This window comes from Vibrio sp. TRT 21S02, from assembly GCF_050113675.1.
In the GTDB taxonomy this organism is placed as follows: Bacteria; Pseudomonadota; Gammaproteobacteria; order Enterobacterales; family Vibrionaceae; genus Vibrio.
Map to the genome: position 1 here is coordinate 44,978 of NZ_JBNJOI010000018.1, position 22,342 is coordinate 67,319.

Genomic DNA, 22,342 nt, shown 5'->3' on the forward strand with positions numbered 1-22,342 from the left:
TCCGTTGTTTTTGGCAAATGTATTGATTGTGTTTCTGATGCGAAAAGACAGTTCGTGGTAATGAAATAAATTTGTGTTTACCATATGAGTAAACGTCATAAGAAATTGTAACTCATGGAAAAGGCGACCATTACTAAACTTCAGCAAGATTTGTTCAATAAAGTTGTCAGTAAACTCAAAGCCGAACAGGCAAAAATGGGTGATAGCCTTAACGAATCATCGTTAGCACAACAGTTCGAAGTTTCTAGAACTCCGATGCGTGCCGTGCTCACTTACATGTCGGTCTTAGGTATCACTAAAGCGGTTCCTTATAAGGGATTTGTTTTACAGCTCGATGCGCAATCAATTAAAACCCAAGATAACTCCAGCAGTGAAGAGTCTCGTCAGGAAAAGCTTTACCTAAGAGTATTAATGGATTTGTTCTTTGGTGAAATTGAGGCTGCGTTTTCAGAGAAGGAGCTCCAAGAAGGTTACAACGCGACCCGGGGCGAGGTGCAAAATGTGCTGCGTCTGTTAGAAAGTGATGGCATTTTACGCCGTAGTCCCGGATATAAGTGGCATCTAGAGGGGGTACTCAACACGCTTGAAAGACATACTGAAAGCTACCGATGTCGACTGATTTTTGAGCCTGCCGCTTTGCTTGAGCCTAGTTGGTCACTCGAACTCAGTGCACTAGAGGGGTGTCGTGAACGCCATCTCCAAGCAATTGATAACCCTAAAGCGGTTAGTGCTAGTGATTTATTTAACCTAAGTGCAGAGTTTCATGAGCTGCTTGCGGCCTGTTCTGGAAACCGTTTTCTACTTAGCTACATGCAGCAACATAACCGTATGCGTAAAGCCACGGATCTCGTGTCTATGCATATCCAATCTTCCGTGAGTAAGTCTTGTCAGCGCCGCCTAGATATTATCGAGCTTGTACTAGAAGGCAAAAACCAAGATGCATCGAAAAAGCTAACCCAACTATTGGAAAATGATATTCGGGTCATGCAACGCACCTATAGCAATGTGGTAAGTCTATCGCTACCAGAGCGAGAAAAACTCATAAACCGTATTACTGACACCAGTGTTTAAAGGCAGACAAAAGCTGCCTTTCTTGTATTCCACGCCATAACCAACGTTTTCATTCACTCAAAAAAGTGGTGTTACTGCTCTCATTTCAACACTGCCACCTTCATTCCTCCTTGTTCACACCAACATCCATTTATCTTTATTGACCTAAAAGAAAATAATTCTCACTGGCATATTGCACTTTCGCTGCAGAAAAACAATAATAATGATTCTTATTTGTAATTAATAAAGACAGCCTTGTCGCTCAAGTATTTTATTTGGGCAGCTTTTAATTGATAAACATAGAGAAAATAATGAATGCGAGTAAAGGGAAGTTCCCTCTATCTACTGTTGCTCTAGCGATTGCCGCTGCAAGCACAGTGTTTACAGCCCAAGCAAAAGAGTACACAACGGAAGACAAAATCGTGGTTGTCTCCAGTCGTACTCCGAAAGCAATTAGTGATATTCCTGGCACAGTTTGGTATATCGAATCAGAGAAAATTGAACAGGAATTCCGCGGTGGTAAGACGCTTGGCGATATTCTGTCTTCGGCAATCCCCTCTTTAGATGTCAGTAGTGGTGCTCGTACCAATTTAGGACAAAATCTTCGTGGGCGTAAAATGCTAGTGATGATAGATGGTGTATCACTGCAATCTTCGCGTTCTATCAGTCGTCATCTAGACTCAATCGACCCATTTAATATTGATCGTATTGAAGTTCTTTCTGGCTCCACATCAATATATGGCGCTGGTGCTTCTGGTGGTGTCATCAATATCATCACTAAAAAAGCACAAAGTGAAGAGTTGGAGTTTGAAACGTATTTAGGTGGGACCTCTGGCCTAAATTCTAGCGAAGATTTTGATTACAAACTTGCGCAGTCGATTTCAGGTGGCAATGAAAAAGTAAAAGCACGTACATCGGTCGTTTATACAGAAACACAGGGATTCTTTGACGCCAATGGTACCATCGCGACTCCAGATATCTCGCAAGGCTCTCTGCAGTTCAATCAAACGGTAGATATTTTAACAACAGTGGGCGTGAATGTTTCAGAAACCCAAAAGTTAAACCTGCTTGCACAATACTATGATAGCCAGCAAGACTCGCCCTATGGCTTGTACATTGTCGGTCGTGATTTTGTCGATGTGCGTAAGGGGTTTGATTCGGACCGTGAGCACGGTACAGAGCGCATCATGCTTAGTGCCTCTTATGTTGACGATCAGTTGTTTGGTCATCAGCTCATTGCAGAAGCCTCATATCGCAAAGAAGACCAGACTTACACTCCTTACTACCAATCTTCTGGTCAGCAGATTACCGAGGTAATCTCACTAAAAGCGGCGCTGGCAAAGAGCTTTGATAAAGTGAACATTGTCTATGGTATTGATGCTTATCAAGACAAACTAGACAGCAATCAAGCGCTTTACGATCCAAATATTGCTAATAATTCTGGCAACTTGATTAACAAGACCCATGCCCAAGTTGGACGTTATGCTGGTGTTGAAGTCAGTTCAATTGCCGCCTTTGCCCAAGCCGATTATTCGATCACCGAAGATTGGACGGTAGAAGGGGGAGTTCGTTACCAACATATGTCGAACAAAATTGATGACTTCGTTGGCTACAAGCAACAGAAACAAATTGCGACAGGTAATGGCACTTCGGCAGATGTGGTTCCTGGTGGAGAAACGGATTACGGTGTCGCTCTTTTCAACTTGGGAACGATTTATGATCTAAACAGCAACTCCCAAGTTTGGGCTAATTTCTCTCAAGGTTTTGATCTTGCTGATCCTGCTAAATACTATGGTCAAGGTAATTACACGCTTGTTGGCGAACATTGGCAACTTGACGACAGTATTAACGTAAATGAATCGAAAATGTCAGGCATTAAGACCAACAGTTTTGAGTTAGGTTATCGCTTAGATACTGGCGATTTCAACTTACAAACAGCAGCTTACTATTCTCAATCAGACAAGAACGTTAAGTACAACAAGGCCACATTGCTTATTGAAGAAATTGAAGACAAAAAACGTGTCTATGGTCTAGAAACGATGGCGTCTTATTGGATTCATGACAACATCCAGCTTGGCGCTTCTGGCCATTATGTGGTGTCTGAAGTGAAAGGGGAAAATGGCTGGGAAGATTATGATGCAGGCTATGCGAGTACCTCTAAGGCGAATGCTTGGGCTGGTTGGTACGATACAGACCTCGCCATTAAACTGCAAAGCCAAACGATGTTTGACTATGAAGATGCGTCGAACAACAAGCTAGATGGTTACACCTTATTTGATCTCGTTGGTAGTTATCAGCTTCCAGTCGGTAGTTTGGGCTTCGGCATTCAGAACTTGTTTAATGAAGACTACACCACCGCTTGGGGTCAACGTGCGCAGCTCATTTACTCAGCGCATTATGATTCAGCAGCTTATGACTACAAAGGCCGTGGTCGTACCTACACACTAAACTACCAAGTTAATTTTTAGTAACGCTATCTAAACCAGAATCGTCAATTCTGATTGAATACCGTTCACTGACTGTGAACGGTATTTTTTATGTCGTATCTAAGTGTGTATGCTCAGGCTTGCCTGACATATTGAGCGTCGTGGCTCTTTCCACTTTATATATCCGATCTTCTGCCATAAATCCTTATGTTTAATTGATAATCTTGTCTGTATTCTGATGTTTACAACTGAATACTGAAAAGGTGTTTCATAATATTTCAAACTATTGAATTAGACTCATAATCATTGTCATCTAGGCATCTCTAATATTGGCGTAGTTCTTTCGTTCATATGCCAAACAATAACAACAATGTAATTCAGATTGAGTGTAAACAAAGGATATCTATATGAGTCAGTGGCTTGGGCGACTAAAGCTGTCCCAATTGATTATTGGGGCACTGCTGTTTATTGGTGTTGTGCCTGCTTTAATTCTAGGGTTGAACGCGGTATTTCTTGCACAAGGTGCGTTAACAGAACGGTCTTATAATCAGCTTGATACGGTAAGATCGATTAAATCATCACAGATCCGTTCTTTTTTCAACGAACGAGAAGGAGATATGGATGTTCTCGTCGAAGTGGCCAGTACGCTTCAACTAGAGGGGTTTCGGAAACTAGAAGCGATTAACCAATCACAAGCTAACCAAGTACAAGAATATCTCAAACAATTGAAATCAGGGTTGCGATTATTTGCTGATGCTTATACGACCCAAATGGTGCTCGAAGAGTTTGATCGTGCTTTCAAAGCTCAAGGGAATCAGATAAGTGGCCGAGCTTGGGATGCGCTTGCCAATCAATATGGCGCAGAGATCGATCAGTTCCAACAGCATTTTGGTTGGTATGATGCGTTTTTGATCAATAAAGATGGTGACATCATCTACAGCGCAACTCGAGAGGCGGATCTTGGTCGTAATGTTCGCTCCGAGAATATTGCTGGTAGCGGGTTAGCAAAGGCCTTTCATCGAGCGATGAAAAGTGGAGAGGTAGATGAAGTTTTCTTTGGCGACTTTTCGCTGTATCACTACTCGAATGATCTTCCTGCTGGATTCTTTGTCACTCCAGTAACCAATAATACTAATCAAGTCATTGGTTATGCGGCCATGCAATTTCCCATCGATAAGATCAATGGGATCACAATGCAAACACAAGGCATGGGAAAAACCGGAGAGACGTATTTAGTGGGTCCAGATAAGCTGATGCGTTCAGATTCTCGACTGGATCCAGAAGGTTATTCGGTGGCGGCATCTTTTGCTCTGAATCATGCTGTTGAAACCAAAGCAACACAAGCCGCGTTTGTACAGGGCGCAGGTTCGGGGATCATTAAAGATTACAATGGCAACTTAGTGCTTTCTGTATGGCAAACCGTTGAGCTGGACCAACAACACCAATGGGCGATCATCAGTGAAAAAGACGTAAAGGAAGCGTTTGTGCCTAAAGATCGTGGTGGTGTTGAGCTATACAGTAAGTACATAGAGAAGTATGGCTACTACGACTTGTTCTTGATCGATCCAAGTGGTGAAGCGTTCTATACCGTGACGAAAGAAGCGGATTATCAAACCAATCTGCTTAATGGAGTTTATGCCAATAGCAATCTTGGTCAGCTGGTTCGCAGTGTTATTGATACCAAATCATATGGTGTGATTGATTTTGCCCCCTATGCACCATCCAATGATGCGCCTGCGGCCTTTATTGCAAAGCCAATACTAAATGAGCGTGGAGACGTGGTGATGGTGGTCGCTTTGCAGCTTTCGCTGGAAGCCATTAACGCTGTCATGCAGCTTCGCGAAGGTATGGGAGAGAGCGGAGAGTCTTATTTGGTTGGTTCGGACTACCGGATGCGCTCAGATTCCTATCTAAGCCCTGATAACCATTCAGTCGCGGCATCGTTTGCTGGTTCTGTTGAACGCAATGGCGTTAAAACCGATGCGACGATTGCGGCTTTAGCAGGTCAAAGTGGTGCGGATATCATTGTCGATTATAACGGCAATCCCGTTTTATCGTCCTATTCTCCACTGAATATTGGTGATATTCGTTGGGCGTTGGTGGCTGAGATCGACCAAGCTGAAGCATTCTCGTCAGTCTATCAAATCCGCAATATTATTATTTTTATGATGGTCGTGACGTTACTTATCACCATCGTTTTAGCTCTGTATATGGCGTCTATCATTAAAAAGCCATTGGGAGGAGAGCCTAGAGATATGATGTTGTTGGCCAAACAAGTCGCGCAAGGCGATCTCACACATGAGTTTGATCGTAAGGTTTCTTCTGACAGTTTATACGGCGCATTGCGAGATATGTCGGACAATCTTAAACAGCTGATTGCGCATATTCTTGAAGCCAGCCATAGCCTTGCGTCTACCGCGGAAGAAACGTCAGTGGCTAGCGAACAGACCACAACGGCCGTCACCACCCAGCATCGTGAAACGGAGTCAGTCGCTTCAGCAATTGAACAAATGACAGCAACCATTCAAGAGGTGGCGAAAAACACCGCAGATGTTGCTCAGGCTTCTCAGTTGGCATTTAATAAAAGCTCGACAGGTCAACAAACCTTAGATAAAGGCAGTGTTGCACTGGCGAACTTGGTGGAAGGTGTCGCTTCAACGAATGAAAATATGCAGACTCTGCAACTCAAGAGTAATGAAATTGGACATGTGCTGGTGGTGATACAAGAAATCGCTGAGCAGACTAATTTGCTTGCTCTTAATGCTGCTATTGAAGCGGCCCGTGCAGGAGAAGCCGGTAGGGGGTTTGCAGTCGTCGCCGATGAAGTGCGGACCTTAGCACAGAGAACGCAAACTTCGGCTTCTGAAATTCAGACTATGATATCGTCGGTGCAGCAAGCGGCCGGATCGGCCACTCAGAATATGGCAAGGTGTGAAGAGCAAGTGACATTAACGGCGGAGTTGTCAGGCCAAACTCAACAAAACTTTGTGGCGATCATTGAGTCGATTAATGTCATTAATACGATGATGGAACGAGTTTCGATTGCCGCAGAAGAACAAGCTCAGGTGACTGATGCTGTGAGCCAGAGCATTGCTTCAATCAGTGAAATGTCAATCCAGACTTCTGCGAGTGCAGAACAGTTAGCGGGTGCCAGTCAAGAAGTCGCTCAGTCTGCTGAAGAGCTCAGTGCATACACACATCAATTTAAGGTGTAATTATTAAAGCCCCCATGAATGAATGGGGGCTTTCTGTTATTGGCCGCTGTCTAGGTAAGCTTTCGAAGAAATATCCGTCCACGCACGTACTTTTGTGAGGTACTGGCGCTGTGATTCAATGATCTCTTTGGCTAAAATATCTTTATTTGCGAGCTCAATGAGTAGCTCATTGGTGGCAGTTTGCATTGCCTTGAGTACTTCTGGTGGAAAGTCTCTCACTTTGATCTCAGGATACTCCGCGCTCATGGTTGCCCAGCTATTTGCATTGGCATCTAGAGCTTGGGTATACATATCAAACGCAGCAACACGAAACGCCGTCTTAAGGATGATTTGCAGATCTTTAGGCAGTTTGTCCCATGTTTTCTTGTTCACTAGAAATTGAGTTTCTGAGCCTGGCTCATGCCATGCTGTGTAATAGTATGGTGCGATTTTCTGAAATCCCATGCGCAGATCAAATGCCGGACCAACCCACTCCAAAGCATCAATGGTTCCGCGCTCTAACGAGGTATAAAGTTCGCCAGGTGCTATGTTAGTGGGTTTTGCTCCAACTCGGGCCATCACTTCACCAGCAAAACCGGGTATACGGATTTTTAACCCTTGTAGATCCTCAAGAGTTTTGATTTCTTTCTTAAACCAGCCTCCCATTTGAATATCTGAATTACCGCCGGGGAAAGAAAGCAAATTATGGGGTGCATAGACTTTTTCCATTAGCTCAATGCCCCCACCATGGTAAAACCATGCGTATTGTTCGGTAGAGATCATGCCAAATGGCATGGATGAGAAATAGAGGGTGTTGGGTACTTTGCCTTTCCAGTAATAGGAACTCGAGTGGCCTAAGTCGTACTGACCCGACTTAACCATGTCGAAGATGCCTAAAGGAGCTTTGTGCTTGTTCGCTGAGTCGATACGGATCTTTAGGCGGCCATTGGACATTTGCTCTGCCAACTTTGCCATGTTCTTTGTTGCATCTCCTAAGATCGGCGTATTAGGTCCCCATGTTTCTGCAAGCTTGAGTCGATAAACTTGTTCGCTAGCATGGGTAAAGCTAGCTCCAAGTAGACCACTGACTAAAAGCAGTGTCTGAAGCCATCGGTTCGGTTTGATTGAAAATCGCATGATCCCTCATCTTTGGTTAGGTCAGTTTGCTGCCATAGCTAGCAAGCCGTTGAGCATGCCGTCAACTCTTGAGGTTATTTTATGGCAGAACTTATGAGTGAGAGGTGCTTAATTAGAAAGGAGATCACAGTCGTTCATATTTTTTATATGGTGAAAGTCTGTCACTTCGTTTAATTTACCAACTTTATAAAGCAGTTTGTGCTATTAAAGCGTTCTGTAAGTGAGCTCACAGAAGTGCTGAGTTGGGCAGTATTTTTATGGGTAATAGTGAACGGAGTTCCCCAACCTAGTCTTATTCTCCTTACATAGCTTGCAATTAAGCGACTAAGCTGTCTTTGTAATAATGATTATTTCATATATCTAAAAAATATATCGCTCACAAAACATACTATTTATGCTGTGCATCAAGTGTTTTATTGCTAAGTTGGTAAGTGCGGGTACACGCAATAATAATAACGTCAATAAACCTTTGCTTTGCTGAGCTGGAATAAACGGGAGCCTTATCGGTTCCCGTTTCAGCATTTAGTTATCCAGAACATGTTTTCTACTAACTTGACGCAATCATGACAGCGCCAATGTTCAACCTTTCTGCTTTCTACGTACACTGCTATTAATACCCCCTCTGTCAGTTGGAGATGATGATGTTTTCACAACGTTCTGCCGCCATTATCGGTTTGGCATTGATCCTCGGATTTGCGGCTCTTGGTTTGTTATTGAAACAGGCTGCTTTGCAATATAAAGGTTTGGATCGAATCGTGACCGTGAAAGGATTGGCCGAGCGTGAATATCCAGCTGATACGGTTATTTGGCCTATTGAGTTTTCTGTCGCGGGAAATGACATGCCAGAGGTAGTGAAAGAGCTTGATACGCAAAGAGATGCCGTTGCGGCTTTTTTGGCACTACAAGGGATTGATAAAGCACAAGTGAGCTTTTCTGCGCCAGCGATCCTAGATAAAAAGGCCAGACAATATGGCGGAGAGCCGACTATTGAGTTTCGCTACCTTGGTTCTTTGACAGTAACGGTTTATAGCCATGATGTTTCCATCGTTAGAGCCGCGATTGCAAGTATTGGAGAACTGGCGAAGCAGGGGATTGTTTTCAACTCAGACCGTTATGCTAACCCAATCGAATACAGCTTTACTTCACTCAATGACGTTAAGCCAGTAATGATCGAAGAGGCGACAAAAAATGCCCGCCAAGTGGCTGAAAAATTTGCCCGTGATTCGAACAGCACACTTGGAAAGATCAAACGCGCATCTCAAGGACAGTTTTCTATCACGGATCGAGATAGCAATACGCCCCACATAAAACGAGTTCGAGTAGTTTCCACAATTAGCTACTATTTGTCAGATTGATGCTATTGAAAAAAGCGCCGATGCAATGAATGAAAATTAATCTCACAAGCTAGACGTTAAGCCATATTGTTTATGAAGCACCCAAAATCATGCAGTTGTTCATACTGTAAGATTTTGCGCTAATTGATTGGTGTTTTATTATGCGACTCCAAAATTTGCTGGCTGATTTATATACTATGCAATCATATTCTGTGCATGGGTGACTTTCTCAACCAGTTAATTATTACTCCACCCTTAATTCGTTTGGGGATCGCTCACTATGCCACTACATCGATCACTTAAGGCGATATGCGTGCTGCTTTTCGCGTCGACAGCAATGTATGTTCATGCAAAACCAACTGAGTCTCAGGATAAGTTTCTCAGAGCGCTTGAAGGAATAGAGAGACAGGTATACGCCTTACCACAAAAAGCCAAAGCTCAAATCGAGCAATTGGAAGAAGAATCGTTACTACAGAATCAGCCTGAAGAGTTACTCGTCCGTTATTATTTAGCGAAATCGACAGTCATGGGCTTATTGAGTGATGATAAATCCAGCCTTGTTGCAGCACGTCGTGGCTTAGGAATTTCTTCAGGATCCGATGAAGAGCACTTGATGTTAAAGCTTCGCAGTATACAGGCGATGCTGTCTAGTAGTGATCTTCATCAGGCGGTGAGCTCACTGGATAAGTTACTGGATCAGTCTCGTGACAGTGGTAATAAGCAGGTTGAGTCAGAAATATTGCTAGTTAAAGGTAGTATTTATGAACAGCAAGGGGAGTTGAAAAAGTCCTATGCCGCATACATGTCTTCTTTAACGGCAGCTGAGAGTAGTGGTGAGAAAGCCCTGATTGAGCGAGCGGCTCTTGGTTTAGGGGATATCCTGATTGAAATTCAAGGATTTGGACGCTCAGAAGACGTTTTAACACAAGCATACTCTTACTTTAAACAACGTAAGATGTCGTTTAATGAGTTGCTCAGTATGTTGAGCATCGCCAAGCTGCATAAAGAACAAGGACGCCCTTCTGAAGCGATCTCTTCTTATAAAAAAGCATTACAGCTAGCCCAAGTAATAGGCGATGGGCGTTTCCGTTTTCGTATCAATTTAGAGCTGGCCTGTTTATATCGCGCGGCTGAAGATAGCACCAATATGCAGCGCCATTTGCAGCGTGCTAAAAACCTTCAGTATCGTGAAACATCTCCAATGTACCTCGCGACGTTTAAACTTATTCAGGCCCAGTACCTGTTGCAGCAAAATCAATTCCAGCAACTGTCAGAAATGTTAAGTCCAACCTTAGACAAGTTGTATGCCTCAAAACACCTAGAGCAACAACAAGTCGATCTGATCAAAATTGCAGCTGAGGCGTATGCTGGGCTTGGTGATTATAAATTAGCTTATCAAACCTACACGCAATACCATCAAAAATACCTACAGGTTGATACAGAGCGTCAGCAAGAGAACCTAGAGAAACAGCAAATTTTGTTTGATCTCGAACGATTGGAGTTTGAAAACCAAGAGCTGAACTGGAACAACGTGTTGCAGAAAATGGAGCTGGAAAACAATCGCCGCAACTTCTATTTACTCGGTGAGATAGTGTTGGTATTGGCAGCGGTGTTGCTGGTTCTTGTGATTGTTTTCTTGGCGGTGAACCGTTCTCGTATTCGCATGAGACGTCTTGCAAAGACCGACATGCTGACGGGGTTGTTTAATCGCCGCTATCTAGAGGAATGGTTTGCTCAAAGCCCGGTTTTATCAAAAGAAACAGAAGAAGAGCATCTGCAGGGTAAAGTTGTGCATACACTGCAATTGCAGAAACAAAAGCTAAATGCATGGCTTGAGAAGAAGTTTGATAAGCACAAAGTGATGGTGAAAAAACCAGACAGCGGTCCAGTCTCTCTTATCATTACAGACGTTGATCGCTTTAAGTTAGTGAATGACACATATGGTCATACGTTTGGAGATGCAGTGTTAACTGGTGTGGCTAAAGTGCTTGAATCATCAGTGCGTCATAGTGATATTGTCGCGCGCCTAGGCGGTGAAGAGTTTGTTGTTGTTTTACCAAAAACAGACCTTGATGATGCTGTTAAGGTGGCGGAAAAGCTGCGTAAAGAAGTGGCATGTTATGACTTCATTACCGAAGAGGGTGAAAGGGTACAAGTTACTTCAAGTTTCGGTGTGGTAACAACAGATGATATCAACGTCGATTTTGAAGTGTTCTGCCATGAGGCGGATAAACTGCTTTATTTAGCAAAAGACAGTGGACGTAACTGTGTTAAGTCTGCTTTAGTTGAATAAATTGGGGAAGCAATAGCACAAGGAGTGTGCGAAGAGAAGTGGTGGCCCCTCGCAGACTTGAACTGCGGACCAATCGATTATGAGTCCTACCAGGTTCATTTTTACGAGTATGCAATGCTTGGTAATTTCTATTAAATTCAAATGTTTATCTGTTTGTCTTTGTTGCGTTAGTTTGCATTGATTTTCATGTCACTTTTCTCTTGTCTGACCCATTACCTGACCTAGCTTTGCTTAGGCAGGAAATCTGTCAATATCATTTTTGGCTGCTTTTAGGTTATGTATATTGGCCTAGAAAGTTAACTTCGCCAAAAAAGACAAGAGAAAATCAGAATGTTAACTGTTACTAAAATTCAATCCGCGACCAGTAGTAAAAATTCCTATTATCTCTGGGATCAATCAGGTCAACGAGGTACAGGGCGTTTGGGAGTAAAAATTTTCACTAGTGGGAAAAAGCAGTTCGTGTTTCGCTATTACCAGCAACAGAAAGAAAAATTTATCTCAATCGGTTTATTCAGTACACGTGCTGGCAGTATGACTCTTACAGAAGCTCGCGAGAAAGCCCAGGTCTTCTCACAACTGTTGCTCGGCGGAAAAGATCCTAAATTGCACCTTGAACAACAAGAGAGCGAGCAGAAAAAAATTGATGCAGAGAGTAAAAGCTTAGGAACCATTGATGAGCTATTTCATAGCTATACGGAGCGCATGAAAATAGATGGAAAGAGAACGTATGAAGACGTGCGAAATGCGCTGGTACGAGAATTCTATCCATATATAGACAAAAACACCAAAGCGTGTGATGTAACGACAGATGATATTAAATACATTATTAGTAAGATGATCCAGCGCGGAGCTATCACCCAAAGTAACCGAGTACGTAGCTATGTGATGGCGGCGTTTAACCATGGGATGCGCTTTGATAACGATCCCCGCTACTTCTCTTTAGAGTCGAAATTTGGCATAAAATACAATCCAGTAGCACCAATTCCTAAGCAAAAAGATGGAGAGCGCATTGGTGAAAGGTTCTTAGAATGGCGAGAGTTACGGCGTCTGCTAAAAGATCTTCGTGAAAACTATGATCTTGTACCCATCGGACAAGATTTGAGGCACTTACTTCAACTGTGCATCTATCTAGGGGGGCAACGACCATATGAGGTGATTACGCTTGAATGGTGGAATGTTGATTGGGAAGAGAAGTTTATCTGTATCACTAAAGAACGTTCCAAAAACAAAAAAGATCATATCGTACCGTTGAACGGATTGGCTTTTGAAATACTTCAGAAACAATATGAGCTTTCTGGTGGTGGACGATATGTTTTTCCAAATCCCAAAGATGCAGAAGAACCCATGAGGACTAGCTCAATTTGTCGTGCAGTGACTCGTTATCGCGATGCCGTAGGATTCGATAAGTTTGTGCCTAAAGATCTTCGTCGAACGTGTAAAACTTTGATGGGGGCATGCCGAATCAGCAAGGAAGTTCGAGATCGTATTCAAAATCACGCGTTACAAGATGTGAGTACACGTCACTATGATCGCTATGACTATTTTGACGATAAGCTTGGTGGGCTTGAAACCTGGAGCAGTAAATTGAAAGAGTTGATTGGGTATGTTCCACCAGCGTTGTCAGTTGTACCCTCCGCTGAAACGTTACCTTTTCCAGACATTAAAAGTGCTCAGTCGCTAAGAGCTAACCTTAAATAAATATTGTTTTTGAAAGCCCCGTTGGGGCTTTCTAGGAAATCGATTCTTATGACATTTTCGAATGTACTTCCTAATAGTTCCTGCAATCGGAATGTTTTAGCAGTTTGTCTAGCACCGTCAATCAGCAAAGGCTTCCTTGTTGGCCTGTCTTTCCAGGTGAGTAGGTTTTCAAGTAGTGTTCTTTTCATCTAGCCACCTTAGTTAAAGTGCTCATCTGGTTGATTGTTTGTTACACAAAAATGCGTAATAAAATGCAAGTCAAAACATTTTTAAGCGCTAAATAATGAAACTTATAACACTTTTATGCGCGTAAAAGTGTTGTAGATGGTTTTTTGTGCGAATGATAGTGTTGGGATCGTGAAGGGAGGTGATGAACCTATGCATCATTTCTGATGGGTTGCTTTACAAGGTGATCAATGATCGCAGCTAGAAAGCCCTAACGGACTTTCAGATGCCGAAGTTTATTGCTGGCTAGCTCTCATAGGTAATAAGCTTTATTAGTAAGTAATCCACTGGCTAAGCGAGCTGAACCCTTGGGGTTACAAATAAATGTGGTTCTACCGTCCGCAATGACTTTCTCTACTGCATCATGTTGATGCCCTGCCACCCAATACCTAGCTCTAGAGATCAACTCATTACTCAACCCTGCATGGTAGTAAGGAGCATAAACACTGTTGGCATTTGCTTCTACGGCGAAAGCTTCTTTGGAAGGAAGATGATGTGAAACAACAAGATCAACTTTTTCTGGGAGGTTATTAACGAACGCTTTGTACTGCTCTTCAATCATTTGATGGCTGATGTACTTTGTATCATTCATCAGTTCTGAGTAGGCATCAATCAGTGCAGACGAGTATGTGTGGATAGGAAACCAAAGAGTCCCTCCATAAATGCGACATCCATCTAAATCTATTGACTCATTATCCAGAAAAAACAAGTTCGCAGTTGTATCACTATGAGACTTAAGCTTGGCTAGTACGGAACTCCTAGAATCTTGGAGAACGCCAGAGTTAGCAATAGATTTGCACTCAACGGACGTACTGTTATGGCGGTAGGATTTACTCTTATTGCTATACCATTCATGGTTTCCTGCAATCATTATTACAGCCTTAAAGTGGCGGCAAAGTACATTCTTCACATACGTCATGCATGAGAGGCCGTTCGCAGTGTCACCTGCAACGACTAAAGTGGCTTCTTTATCAAAGCTATGCCAGAAATCACGGCGTATTCCATGAATGTCGAGATGCAGGTCAGATACAACGTAAAACTTCAAACTATTATAACCTTAAGATTGATTGACCATCCGATGGTACATCGGTTATTTGGATTAGAGAAGTGAGCACACACGCTACGTATTTCTACTCAAGTTACTTGAAGGGTAACTTCTGTATAGGGAAATGACTGGATGTTTTGTTTGATTTTTCGGCACTAAGATTTAGACACTAACTTTTAGTGTCTAAATCTTAGTTACCTTTAAATATCTGAAATTATTTGTTTTTATTGTTAATGATTAAGATGTTTTGTTGAGAGAACTTCTAAGAGGCTGGCGATTACGAAATGCAAACTGCCTAATCGTGATCCGTCACAATTAAGTGTGTGTTTCTTCCAACTCTTTTTAGATCACGAAGTGCTGTCTCTTTCTTCGCAATCCGAAGGGGCCGATCTGAAGTTATGGTATTGTTGATAATGTCAATATCATCACGTTTGGTGTGCGTGAACTCGATAACGCCGTAGGGAGTTCTAAACTCCCCTTTACGCCCCGTTGTCATGATAGTAATTCTATCGGTCATTACTTGAGAAATGACACTGTATTCTGAGAGTGCCGATTCTAAAGATATGTAGTTGTACTCTCCTCGTCGCAAGCATTTAGCAATGTATTCAATGGTATAACCGTCCTTATGACGACTGTATGAGAATACATAAACACCGTTGCACACCCGCTCTAGTACTCCAGCTTTCACCAAACGAGGTAAACTTTGCTGGAATGCTGTAAGTGAGTCATCAAAAAATAATCTCCTGAGGTCACTTTTTCGGTAAACGTGTATACCTCGCCTGTCAAATTTATGCAGGCGATCCAATGCATCCCCAATCTTCACTTCAATGCTCATAAGTGGTCATAAAAAGTAAGTATGACATATATTTTTGTACACTTATGATTGAAGATAGCAATTGGTGATCGCTAATACCCTTCCTGATCCCTGATTGGTTTTTCCGAGTTAGGATCCTAACTTGGAATTTGTAGTGATGAATGTGGTTGCTATGAGGCTAAGGAAATGGCAGCACCAATAGTCAAAAGCTGGTTCCCTATTCTCGGTTAGGATCCTAACTCGGAATTTTTGGGATGAATATGGTTACTTTGAGACTAGGGGAAATAGCTGTACTAAGCGCAGCCAGATTCCGATATTCATTCTTGGTTAGGATCCTAACTTGGAATTTGTAGTGATGGACGTGGTTGCTATGAGGCTAGGGAGAATAGCTGTACTAATCGTAGCCAGACTCCGATGTTCATTCTCGGTTAGGATCCTAACTCGGAACTTATGGGGATGATTATGGTTGCTTTGAGGTGAGGAAATGGCAGCACTAATCGTCAGATGCGATGTTCATTCTCGGATAGGATCCTAACTCAGAAATTATGATGATGAATATGATTATTTTTAGTTAGGGGGGGGTAACAATAATAGCCATAATCGGATTTTTTCATTTTGAGGGAAGAGTGAAGTTAATTGCTATTTATCTAATTTAATAATTAAAAAAACAAACTATTAATATTTAATAATTAAATATTAAAGTGATTTTTAAATAGTATTAAAAGGTCCTTTACAAAGAGGATATTACTTGATAAATATAATAGTCATTGAATTTGTCTATATATATCAAAAGGGTTGTCGATATGTCTAAAGTTCTAGTTTATTCTAAACGTAATCGTGAAATGAGTTATCTATCCGTAAGAGAAGAACGTGAAACTAAGCTCAATAATTTTAAAGTGATCTACAATGAAATTTCAGATGAAGAAGCATTACGCAGAGCAAATTCTATTAATTTAGATGAAAAGAACAATGTTCCAAAAGTTCGTTTGAAAAGAAAAGATATTAAAGAAAAGAAAGAATGCCGAGTGCCAGGCTTATATGGCTGCAACCGCTATAAGTCAAGAAAAAATGAGACATTCAACGTATTCTAACGCTGTTCTTTTTTTGCACAACTCTAAAGCCAGTGGGCTTTTATCAGACAAATGATGAAAGCCTTAAAAATTCCGTCATCAAAGCTCGTGGCAAGAGAATTTGCCAAGACTGGCAATCAATGTGCCACTACTGGCGTTGAAAGTGCCAGTAGTGGCAGAAGAATTTCTGCAATAATTTAGACTTATTTGGGTTTAACTTTCATTTTTGTAAAAGCTAACCTTATATTAGAATTATAACTTTATAATAGTTATAACGGTTATAATAGTTATAACATGAAAAATTAAACAAATAAAGTTTATTTTTCATGTTGGATTTTAATAGTAAAGTGTTTTTTTAATTAATTTGTTTTTAATTATATGGGAATAACTTTAGAGTCATGATTATTATCTATGGGGTTAAGTTTATTTTCTAGATTTTCTTTAGGCAAAGGTGGTTTGCCTAAATTCTTGACTTAAGTAGTCAAATTTAGCGAGATGTAAACATATTGGTAGTATCAAAAAACATCCATTTTCTGACACCAAATTGGTTAATGATATCAATTGTGACACCAAAAGGTGTGGTCAGTTGGGAGTGAGGGACGGACATTTGCTTATGGTCGTGTATCAATTAGCGAGCAAACAGTATCCAAAATAAAAGTAGATGAATGTAAGCGAGTAATAGTCAGTGACAACGCCCACTTAAAGTTAAGCTGGTTCTCATCACAGAGAACAATGTTCTCTGAGTCGCGAGTGTCGCAAACGGTATTGGTGAGCTGGCTATTGATACTGCGAGAACATTGTTCTCGCTTAAATTATCAAAACCTAAAGATTGCGTATTTGATTAACAAATAAAAAATGCTTCGAGGAGAACGATGTTCTACTCAAAGCTTGATACTTGGAATTTTGACTAACAGAATCAGTCTGCTTTTTCTACAACCATGCCACTTTGCTCTGCAAAGAGAATCAATCGAGTGATATTGCTTAGGCTCCACTGGTTGGTGATGGCTATCACCTCGTCGTTAGGCAACGTAATTAGCGCATCTTCATCGCTGTGGAAACGGCGAATTCTACCTTGAGGGATATCATCCGCTAGGATGGCAATGCGTCGTCTTACTGGCTCGTTAAATGCGTTGAGTACATCATTCAAGCTTTGTGGCTGATGCTTCTCGATCCAGTCCGTGACTAACGCTAGCGCGAGGTGACGCTTTTTATAGGTATGGCCGTTATAGCGATACTCAGAGTAATCTTTATCGCCTTTTTGAACGCTTGTGCGCTGCTCGGCACGCTTCTCGCGGAACTTCACCTGGTACTCTTCTACCTCGGGTACAGGGATGATCTGTTCAGCATTGATCAGTACATCTTCTTTGTAGCGGTAGGGCGTGAGGCGCACACAACTGATATCGATGCCTTTGTCACGCAGCCACAAGACCGAAGTGGTGAGTTCTTTACCGAAGTCTGCTGAAGCTAGAACGATTCGAACATCGTTACCGAAGTCATCCAAGCTGTTTTCATCAAGATCGACAAACTCTAGAATGGCTTCGCGGGCATCAATCTCTAGGCCTTCTTTCTTCAGGTACTGGGCGTAGTAGTCACATGCTTTATCGAACGTCATGGTAGAGATCATTGCGGCATAGCGTAGCGCTTGCAGTTCCATATGCGCACCGATTTCATCCCGTTTAAGCTCGATCACGACTAAGTTGGCATTTTTATCGATGGCTAATAGATCAATACGGCGACGGCTGTCTTCCCAGTCTGAAAACTCTTCTGATATCACCAAACAATCAGGAGCGATGGCATCAATACAGCCTTTCAGCGCTTCTTGTAAATCGTGCCGCTCTTGCAGCCCTTCGGCTGCAAAAGTGGTCGGTGTCAGTGCGGTGAGGTTTTTGTTGGCGATATTGTACAGGCTCATAGTTACACCGCTTGTTCAATCACACTATCAGTAAATTGTAAATGTGCATGCTTTCCTTTTTCTAAAGAAAGTTTGAGCTTATCGCATAGATCAATCAGCTCCTCTACTTTCTTCACAATCAGAGTCTGCTCTCTAATGGGGGGGAGTGGGATTGGTGCCATTTTCAACTTGTCTTGAGATATGTTCATTTGACTTTCTGCCATGCCAGATTTAGATGATTCCAGATACTCTGAAGTAGCCCCCGCGTTTAGACACAGCGAAACGAAGTTGTTAGACATCCCAAGTTCTATTAGGTGGAAGCGAATAATTTTATCTGAGATCATAAGCTTAGGCCTTGTGGTTTGAACCAAGCAAGATACTCCTACTCTGTTTTTTGGGCCTGCTCTAGTAATTAAAATATCTCCATTCTTTACCTCATATTGAGGTCGAGGTTCCTTGGAGGGGCTGAGAACTTTATTTTCATATTCTCTATACTCCATACTCTGAACGGCAGTTGTTTTAAGTACACCCCAAGTTTCGTGGTTTGGAGATGCCTCTGGTGGACAAGCTGGACTCCAACCAGCATCCATTTCACTAATTAATGAGTTCAAGTGACACCACTCCCACCCACTCGGCAGTTCAAACGGCTTATCATCTTCAGAAATCGGCGGTAGCGCTTTTTCCTTTTTAATTTTCTTCTCTTTGACTAACTGCGCTTTTTCTTCCGCAATTCTTTTGAGTAGCTCAGCAGCAGGCTCATCACTTGGATCTTGTGGAACCAACTTACCCATCACCGCCAATTGTAGGATGGTTTGCTTAAGCTGGTCGATGCTTTCTTCAGTGGTGAATAAGGTATCGAAATGCTCGCTGATTCGCGCCCAGTTTTGCATCAACTCGTCAGCATCGGCGGAGTTGGTGAGTGTGTCCAACAGTGTTGTTACCAGAACTTGATGCGCTTCGATACTGGCTTCGGTTTGTTGCTCTAGTTGGTCGCAGAGCGCCATTAGCTCATCGACTTTGGCGACGATGCGGTGTTGCTCGTCGGAAGGGGGGATACAAACTACTAGCGCGTTAGCTTCATTTCTATTTAAGCCTGGTTTTATACCCTTTCCGAGTGAGTCTAACCCTAAAGTTTGTAAATGTAGAAAACAATACTTAAGGCTTATACCTACAGGTGGTATTAAGCTGTAGGCTACATCTGTAACCCAGCAAGGTTGGTCACTTAAATTAATTGCACCCGCAGATCCTTTACGACCGATAACGAGACAAGGGCTACCAACAGAAAAAAGATTGTGAGTCCCTACAGAACCATTAGAGCCATAGACTAAAAATTCACCACTTTCAGTACGTTTTGCTTTTGGGAGATTATCCCCATAAACCAAGCTATAAATATCACCAAAATAACAAGCTTGCCAACCTTCTGGTAAAGCAAACGTTATATCTTGTTTTTTAATAGCAGGGAGCTTTTTGGGCTTTGTAATTTTTTTTTCTTTAATTAACTGCGTTTTTTCCTCTGAAATCCGTTGAAGTAAAAAAGATGCAGGTTCATCGTTTGGGTTTTGAGGAACGAGTTTGCCGCGAACTGCTAGTTCTAAAATTAGCTCACGCAGCTTCTTAACACCGTAAAGCTCTAGTTTCTTGCTGCTACCGCGACCAGAGGTCGATTTGGTCTTTACTGCCGAAGTCCAGATATCAATATGCTCGGTAATCAGGTTTTCGACTGCCATTATTGTTCTCCACCTTGCTTTTTACCTTGAATGGTAGAGCTAAGAGCATCACCGAGAATGCTTTTCAGTTGGTCACGCAGTGCTTTGATGTCTTGTTGTTGCTGCTGATAGTTCGCCAGCAACTCTTCAGGGTCATGGCTGACGACTTCGTCCTGATACGGGTTTTTAATATCAAGGTTAAAGTTGCGCTCGATAATATCTTCAATCGACACTTTCCAAGCTTGCTTGGTCTCGATGCGGCTAGCGAATCCATCTGCCTCGTTGCCCCACCAATCGATCTCTTGCTGGAACTCCTCAAACTTCATCGGTTTGGTTTTGCTGTAGTTCTTCACGCCTTCTGGGTAAGGGTGCTCATAGAACCACACTTCTTTGGTCGGTTGGCCTTTGGTAAAGAACAGAATGTTGGTCTTAATACCTGTGTATGGGTTGAACACGCCATTAGGTAAGCGAACAATCGTGTGCAGGTTACACTCTTCCGTCAGCATCTTTTTGATTTTGGTTTTTACACCTTCACCAAACAAGGTGCCATCAGGCAACACTACACCTGCGCGACCCTCTTTATCCAATACTTCGACAATAAGTTGCAAGAACAAATCGGCCGTTTCACGAGTTTGCATTTCGGCAGGGAAGTTCTTTTCAATCCCGTCCTCTTCTGTACCGCCAAACGGTGGGTTAGTCGCAATCACGTTGATATTGCTATCCCAACTTGAAAGCGGCTTATTGAGCGTGTTGCCATGCTTAATCTGCACAGGGACTTCGATGCCGTGGAGCATCATATTGGTGATACACAGCAAATGTGGCAGTTGTTTCTTCTCTACACCATGAATTTGCTTTTGCAGTGTTTGGTGGTCGGCTGCGCTTGTCACGTAGTTCTCTTTGACGTGATCGAACGAGCAAGCTAAGAAACCGCCCGTGCCGCAAGCGGGATCCATAATTTGTTCACCTAGCTTTGGATCCAGTCTGTTGACGATAAAACGAGTCACCGCGCGAGGGGTATAGAACTCACCCGCATTACCTGCACTTTGTAGGTCGCGTAGGATTTGTTCATAGATATCACCAAACAGGTGGCGTTCTTTAGAGTCAGTAAAGTCGATTTCGTTGAGCTTGTTAATCACCTGACGAAGCAGTGTGCCATTTTTCATGTAGTTGAAGGCGTCACTAAAAGCTTCTTTCACCACAAAACCGCGTGGGTTGGTGTCTTTCGGTGCGGTTAGGTTTTTTAACGTCGGGAATAGATCATCATTGATGAATTCCAGCAGCTCATCACCTGTAATGCCTTGGTTATCTGCCGCCCAGTTACGCCATAGGTATTTCGCTGGGATGGGTTCGCGGTAATCATCTAACTCGAACTCTAGCTCTTCTTCTTGAGCATCAAACACTTTAAGGAATAAAAGCCATGACATTTGGCCTAGACGCTGCGCGTCACCATCCACACCCGCATCTTTACGCATGATGTCTTGAATTGACTTGATAACTGAACTGATTGACATGGAGTTCTACTACTAACTGACTGAAAAAATTGGGGCAGATTATAGCAGAAATGGATCGAAGAAAATGAACTTATCGCTATGAAACTATGTTTGTAATTGTGGTTTAATAATGAATCAGTGATATAAATGAAATAATAAAAAATATAACCAGGTTGTCTAGAAAATGAAGGTTGAGTGTCCCCATTGTAACACTGACAATGTTATTGAATATGCAGAGCATATCTCGTGTGAGAAGTGCGAAAAAAGCTTCAAAGGCTTTAAATTTAGTAAACGAAAACTGGTGTCTGCCAGTACTGCATTGTTCGTGGGGGTGGTTGGTGGTTATAAGGTGAATAGTGCTTTTGATGAAGAGCGTTACCCACTAGAAGTAGAGTATGCCATCATCGATACCTGCATCAACTCAGCAAAGAATATGGTGTCGGTGAGTTGGTATGAAGGTAAGCGAGAAACTTGTTTATGCGCTCTTTCACTAACGGAAAAGTCTGTGCCGTATTCCGATTACAAATCTGATCAAAACTTGTTTTTGAGTAACTTCAAGCTGAATGCAAGAAGTTGTTCATAATAGAAAAATGAGGCAGCTAGACTGCCTCATTTATATCTAATGTGCTTAGCGTTTAGGTGTGTTGCCACGATCTTTGCCTGAAGGCTTGCCAGTTGTGCTTGGGTAGTTTGGATTACCTTTTAGCGCAGAACTTGGTTTTGTCATCATTTTGCTCCTTACTTACCTTGTTTTTGGTTGTGGTCAGCAGCGCGTTGAGCGCGGCCTGTAAAGGAGCCTTTTTCGACTTTTCCGCCATTGTTCTTCGCTTCATGTGATTGAATACGAGCAGCGGCTTCAGGGGTCATTGGTGTTTTGTTTTTAGCCATAGTATTTTCCTTTTCGTTTATGAATGATTGTCTCCGCTGAGACCATTGCATAGTAACTAGTAGGGTAGGGACAAATGGGGA

15 protein-coding genes and 1 pseudogene are annotated in these 22,342 nt (G+C 42.3%); 8 read left to right on the forward strand and 8 right to left on the reverse strand.

The window, feature by feature from the left end:
* Positions 1–114 precede the first annotated feature (114 nt).
* The 3 genes from ACQEXU_RS18440 (at position 115) to ACQEXU_RS18450 (ending at position 6,691) form a co-directional block, all read left to right on the forward strand.
* A complete protein-coding gene (locus ACQEXU_RS18440) occupies positions 115–1,071 on the forward strand; it encodes an FCD domain-containing protein (protein ID WP_427011871.1) in 957 nt (318 codons plus the stop codon).
* Positions 1,072–1,361: 290 nt separating this feature from the next.
* Entirely contained in the window at positions 1,362–3,518 is a 2,157-nt protein-coding gene (locus tag ACQEXU_RS18445; protein WP_427011872.1) for a TonB-dependent receptor, read from the forward strand.
* Between the two features lie 365 nt (positions 3,519–3,883).
* A complete protein-coding gene (locus ACQEXU_RS18450) occupies positions 3,884–6,691 on the forward strand; it encodes a methyl-accepting chemotaxis protein (protein ID WP_427011873.1) in 2,808 nt (935 codons plus the stop codon).
* Between the two features lie 36 nt (positions 6,692–6,727).
* Here the strand turns inward: ACQEXU_RS18450 and ACQEXU_RS18455 are convergent, their stop codons facing one another.
* The gene (locus ACQEXU_RS18455) at positions 6,728–7,807 is read right to left on the reverse strand and encodes a TRAP transporter substrate-binding protein (RefSeq protein ID WP_427011874.1); all 1,080 of its coding nucleotides are present in this window, start codon (positions 7,805–7,807) and stop codon (positions 6,728–6,730) included.
* 635 nt (positions 7,808–8,442) lie between these two features.
* Between ACQEXU_RS18455 and ACQEXU_RS18460 the strand changes: the two genes are divergently transcribed.
* The 3 genes from ACQEXU_RS18460 to ACQEXU_RS18470 all read left to right on the forward strand — a co-directional run bounded on the left by ACQEXU_RS18460 (position 8,443) and on the right by ACQEXU_RS18470 (position 13,132).
* Complete coding sequence (locus ACQEXU_RS18460; protein WP_427011875.1) at positions 8,443–9,162, forward strand: SIMPL domain-containing protein; 720 nt, start codon at positions 8,443–8,445, stop codon at positions 9,160–9,162.
* A gap of 259 nt (positions 9,163–9,421) precedes the next feature.
* The gene (locus ACQEXU_RS18465; protein ID WP_427011876.1) at positions 9,422–11,434 is read left to right on the forward strand and encodes a diguanylate cyclase; all 2,013 of its coding nucleotides are present in this window, start codon (positions 9,422–9,424) and stop codon (positions 11,432–11,434) included.
* Positions 11,435–11,764: 330 nt separating this feature from the next.
* On the forward strand, positions 11,765–13,132 hold the full coding sequence (locus ACQEXU_RS18470; protein WP_427011877.1) for a tyrosine-type recombinase/integrase: 1,368 nt from the start codon (positions 11,765–11,767) through the stop codon (positions 13,130–13,132).
* 23 nt (positions 13,133–13,155) lie between these two features.
* Here ACQEXU_RS18470 and ACQEXU_RS18475 read toward each other — a convergent pair.
* The 3 genes and pseudogenes from ACQEXU_RS18475 to abiEi all read right to left on the reverse strand — a co-directional run.
* Positions 13,156–13,320, reverse strand: a pseudogene (locus tag ACQEXU_RS18475) (AAA family ATPase); the annotation flags it as partial.
* 290 nt (positions 13,321–13,610) lie between these two features.
* A complete protein-coding gene (locus ACQEXU_RS18480) occupies positions 13,611–14,402 on the reverse strand; it encodes a metallophosphoesterase (protein WP_005480532.1) in 792 nt (263 codons plus the stop codon).
* 295 nt (positions 14,403–14,697) lie between these two features.
* Positions 14,698–15,237, reverse strand: coding sequence for a type IV toxin-antitoxin system AbiEi family antitoxin (gene abiEi, locus ACQEXU_RS18485; protein ID WP_079853079.1), 540 nt, complete (start codon positions 15,235–15,237; stop codon positions 14,698–14,700).
* Positions 15,238–16,019: 782 nt separating this feature from the next.
* On the opposite strand from abiEi, the gene ACQEXU_RS18490 reads away from it, so the two are divergent.
* Positions 16,020–16,307: a hypothetical protein gene (locus ACQEXU_RS18490; RefSeq protein ID WP_069516197.1), complete on the forward strand. Its 288-nt coding sequence runs from the start codon at positions 16,020–16,022 to the stop codon at positions 16,305–16,307.
* Positions 16,308–17,202: 895 nt separating this feature from the next.
* On the opposite strand, the gene ACQEXU_RS18495 is transcribed toward ACQEXU_RS18490, so the two are convergent.
* The 3 genes from ACQEXU_RS18495 to ACQEXU_RS18505 are packed head-to-tail and all read right to left on the reverse strand — an operon-like array spanning position 17,203 to position 21,394.
* Entirely contained in the window at positions 17,203–18,198 is a 996-nt protein-coding gene (locus ACQEXU_RS18495) for a hypothetical protein (protein ID WP_427011878.1), read from the reverse strand.
* A gap of 2 nt (positions 18,199–18,200) precedes the next feature.
* Positions 18,201–19,904 carry a restriction endonuclease subunit S gene (locus ACQEXU_RS18500; RefSeq protein ID WP_427011879.1) on the reverse strand — a complete coding sequence of 568 codons (1,704 nt, stop codon included), beginning with the start codon at positions 19,902–19,904 and terminating at the stop codon, positions 18,201–18,203.
* Entirely contained in the window at positions 19,904–21,394 is a 1,491-nt protein-coding gene (locus tag ACQEXU_RS18505) for an N-6 DNA methylase (RefSeq protein ID WP_011079924.1), read from the reverse strand. Before ACQEXU_RS18505 ends, ACQEXU_RS18500 begins: the two co-directional genes overlap by 1 nt.
* 163 nt (positions 21,395–21,557) lie before the next feature.
* Here ACQEXU_RS18505 and ACQEXU_RS18510 point away from each other — a divergent pair, with 163 nt between their 5' ends.
* On the forward strand, positions 21,558–21,956 hold the full coding sequence (locus tag ACQEXU_RS18510; protein WP_337959580.1) for a hypothetical protein: 399 nt from the start codon (positions 21,558–21,560) through the stop codon (positions 21,954–21,956).
* Between the two features lie 155 nt (positions 21,957–22,111).
* On the opposite strand, the gene ACQEXU_RS18515 is transcribed toward ACQEXU_RS18510, so the two are convergent.
* Positions 22,112–22,261: a hypothetical protein gene (locus ACQEXU_RS18515; protein WP_241573595.1), complete on the reverse strand. Its 150-nt coding sequence runs from the start codon at positions 22,259–22,261 to the stop codon at positions 22,112–22,114.
* Positions 22,262–22,342: the final 81 nt, after the last annotated feature.

Bases quoted from the DNA above. Each gene is read 5' to 3' on its own strand.
- ACQEXU_RS18440 (WP_427011871.1), top strand. From the start codon at position 115: ATGGAAAAGGCGACCATTACTAAACTTCAGCAAGATTTGTTCAATAAA.
- ACQEXU_RS18445 (WP_427011872.1), top strand. From the start codon at position 1,362: ATGAATGCGAGTAAAGGGAAGTTCCCTCTATCTACTGTTGCTCTAGCG.
- ACQEXU_RS18450 (WP_427011873.1), top strand. From the start codon at position 3,884: ATGAGTCAGTGGCTTGGGCGACTAAAGCTGTCCCAATTGATTATTGGG.
- ACQEXU_RS18455 (WP_427011874.1), bottom strand. From the start codon at position 7,807: ATGCGATTTTCAATCAAACCGAACCGATGGCTTCAGACACTGCTTTTA.
- ACQEXU_RS18460 (WP_427011875.1), top strand. From the start codon at position 8,443: ATGATGATGTTTTCACAACGTTCTGCCGCCATTATCGGTTTGGCATTG.
- ACQEXU_RS18465 (WP_427011876.1), top strand. From the start codon at position 9,422: ATGCCACTACATCGATCACTTAAGGCGATATGCGTGCTGCTTTTCGCG.
- ACQEXU_RS18470 (WP_427011877.1), top strand. From the start codon at position 11,765: ATGTTAACTGTTACTAAAATTCAATCCGCGACCAGTAGTAAAAATTCC.
- abiEi (WP_079853079.1), bottom strand. From the start codon at position 15,237: ATGAGCATTGAAGTGAAGATTGGGGATGCATTGGATCGCCTGCATAAA.
- ACQEXU_RS18490 (WP_069516197.1), top strand. From the start codon at position 16,020: ATGTCTAAAGTTCTAGTTTATTCTAAACGTAATCGTGAAATGAGTTAT.
- ACQEXU_RS18495 (WP_427011878.1), bottom strand. From the start codon at position 18,198: ATGAGCCTGTACAATATCGCCAACAAAAACCTCACCGCACTGACACCG.
- ACQEXU_RS18500 (WP_427011879.1), bottom strand. From the start codon at position 19,904: ATGGCAGTCGAAAACCTGATTACCGAGCATATTGATATCTGGACTTCG.
- ACQEXU_RS18505 (WP_011079924.1), bottom strand. From the start codon at position 21,394: ATGTCAATCAGTTCAGTTATCAAGTCAATTCAAGACATCATGCGTAAA.
- ACQEXU_RS18510 (WP_337959580.1), top strand. From the start codon at position 21,558: ATGAAGGTTGAGTGTCCCCATTGTAACACTGACAATGTTATTGAATAT.
- ACQEXU_RS18515 (WP_241573595.1), bottom strand. From the start codon at position 22,261: ATGGCTAAAAACAAAACACCAATGACCCCTGAAGCCGCTGCTCGTATT.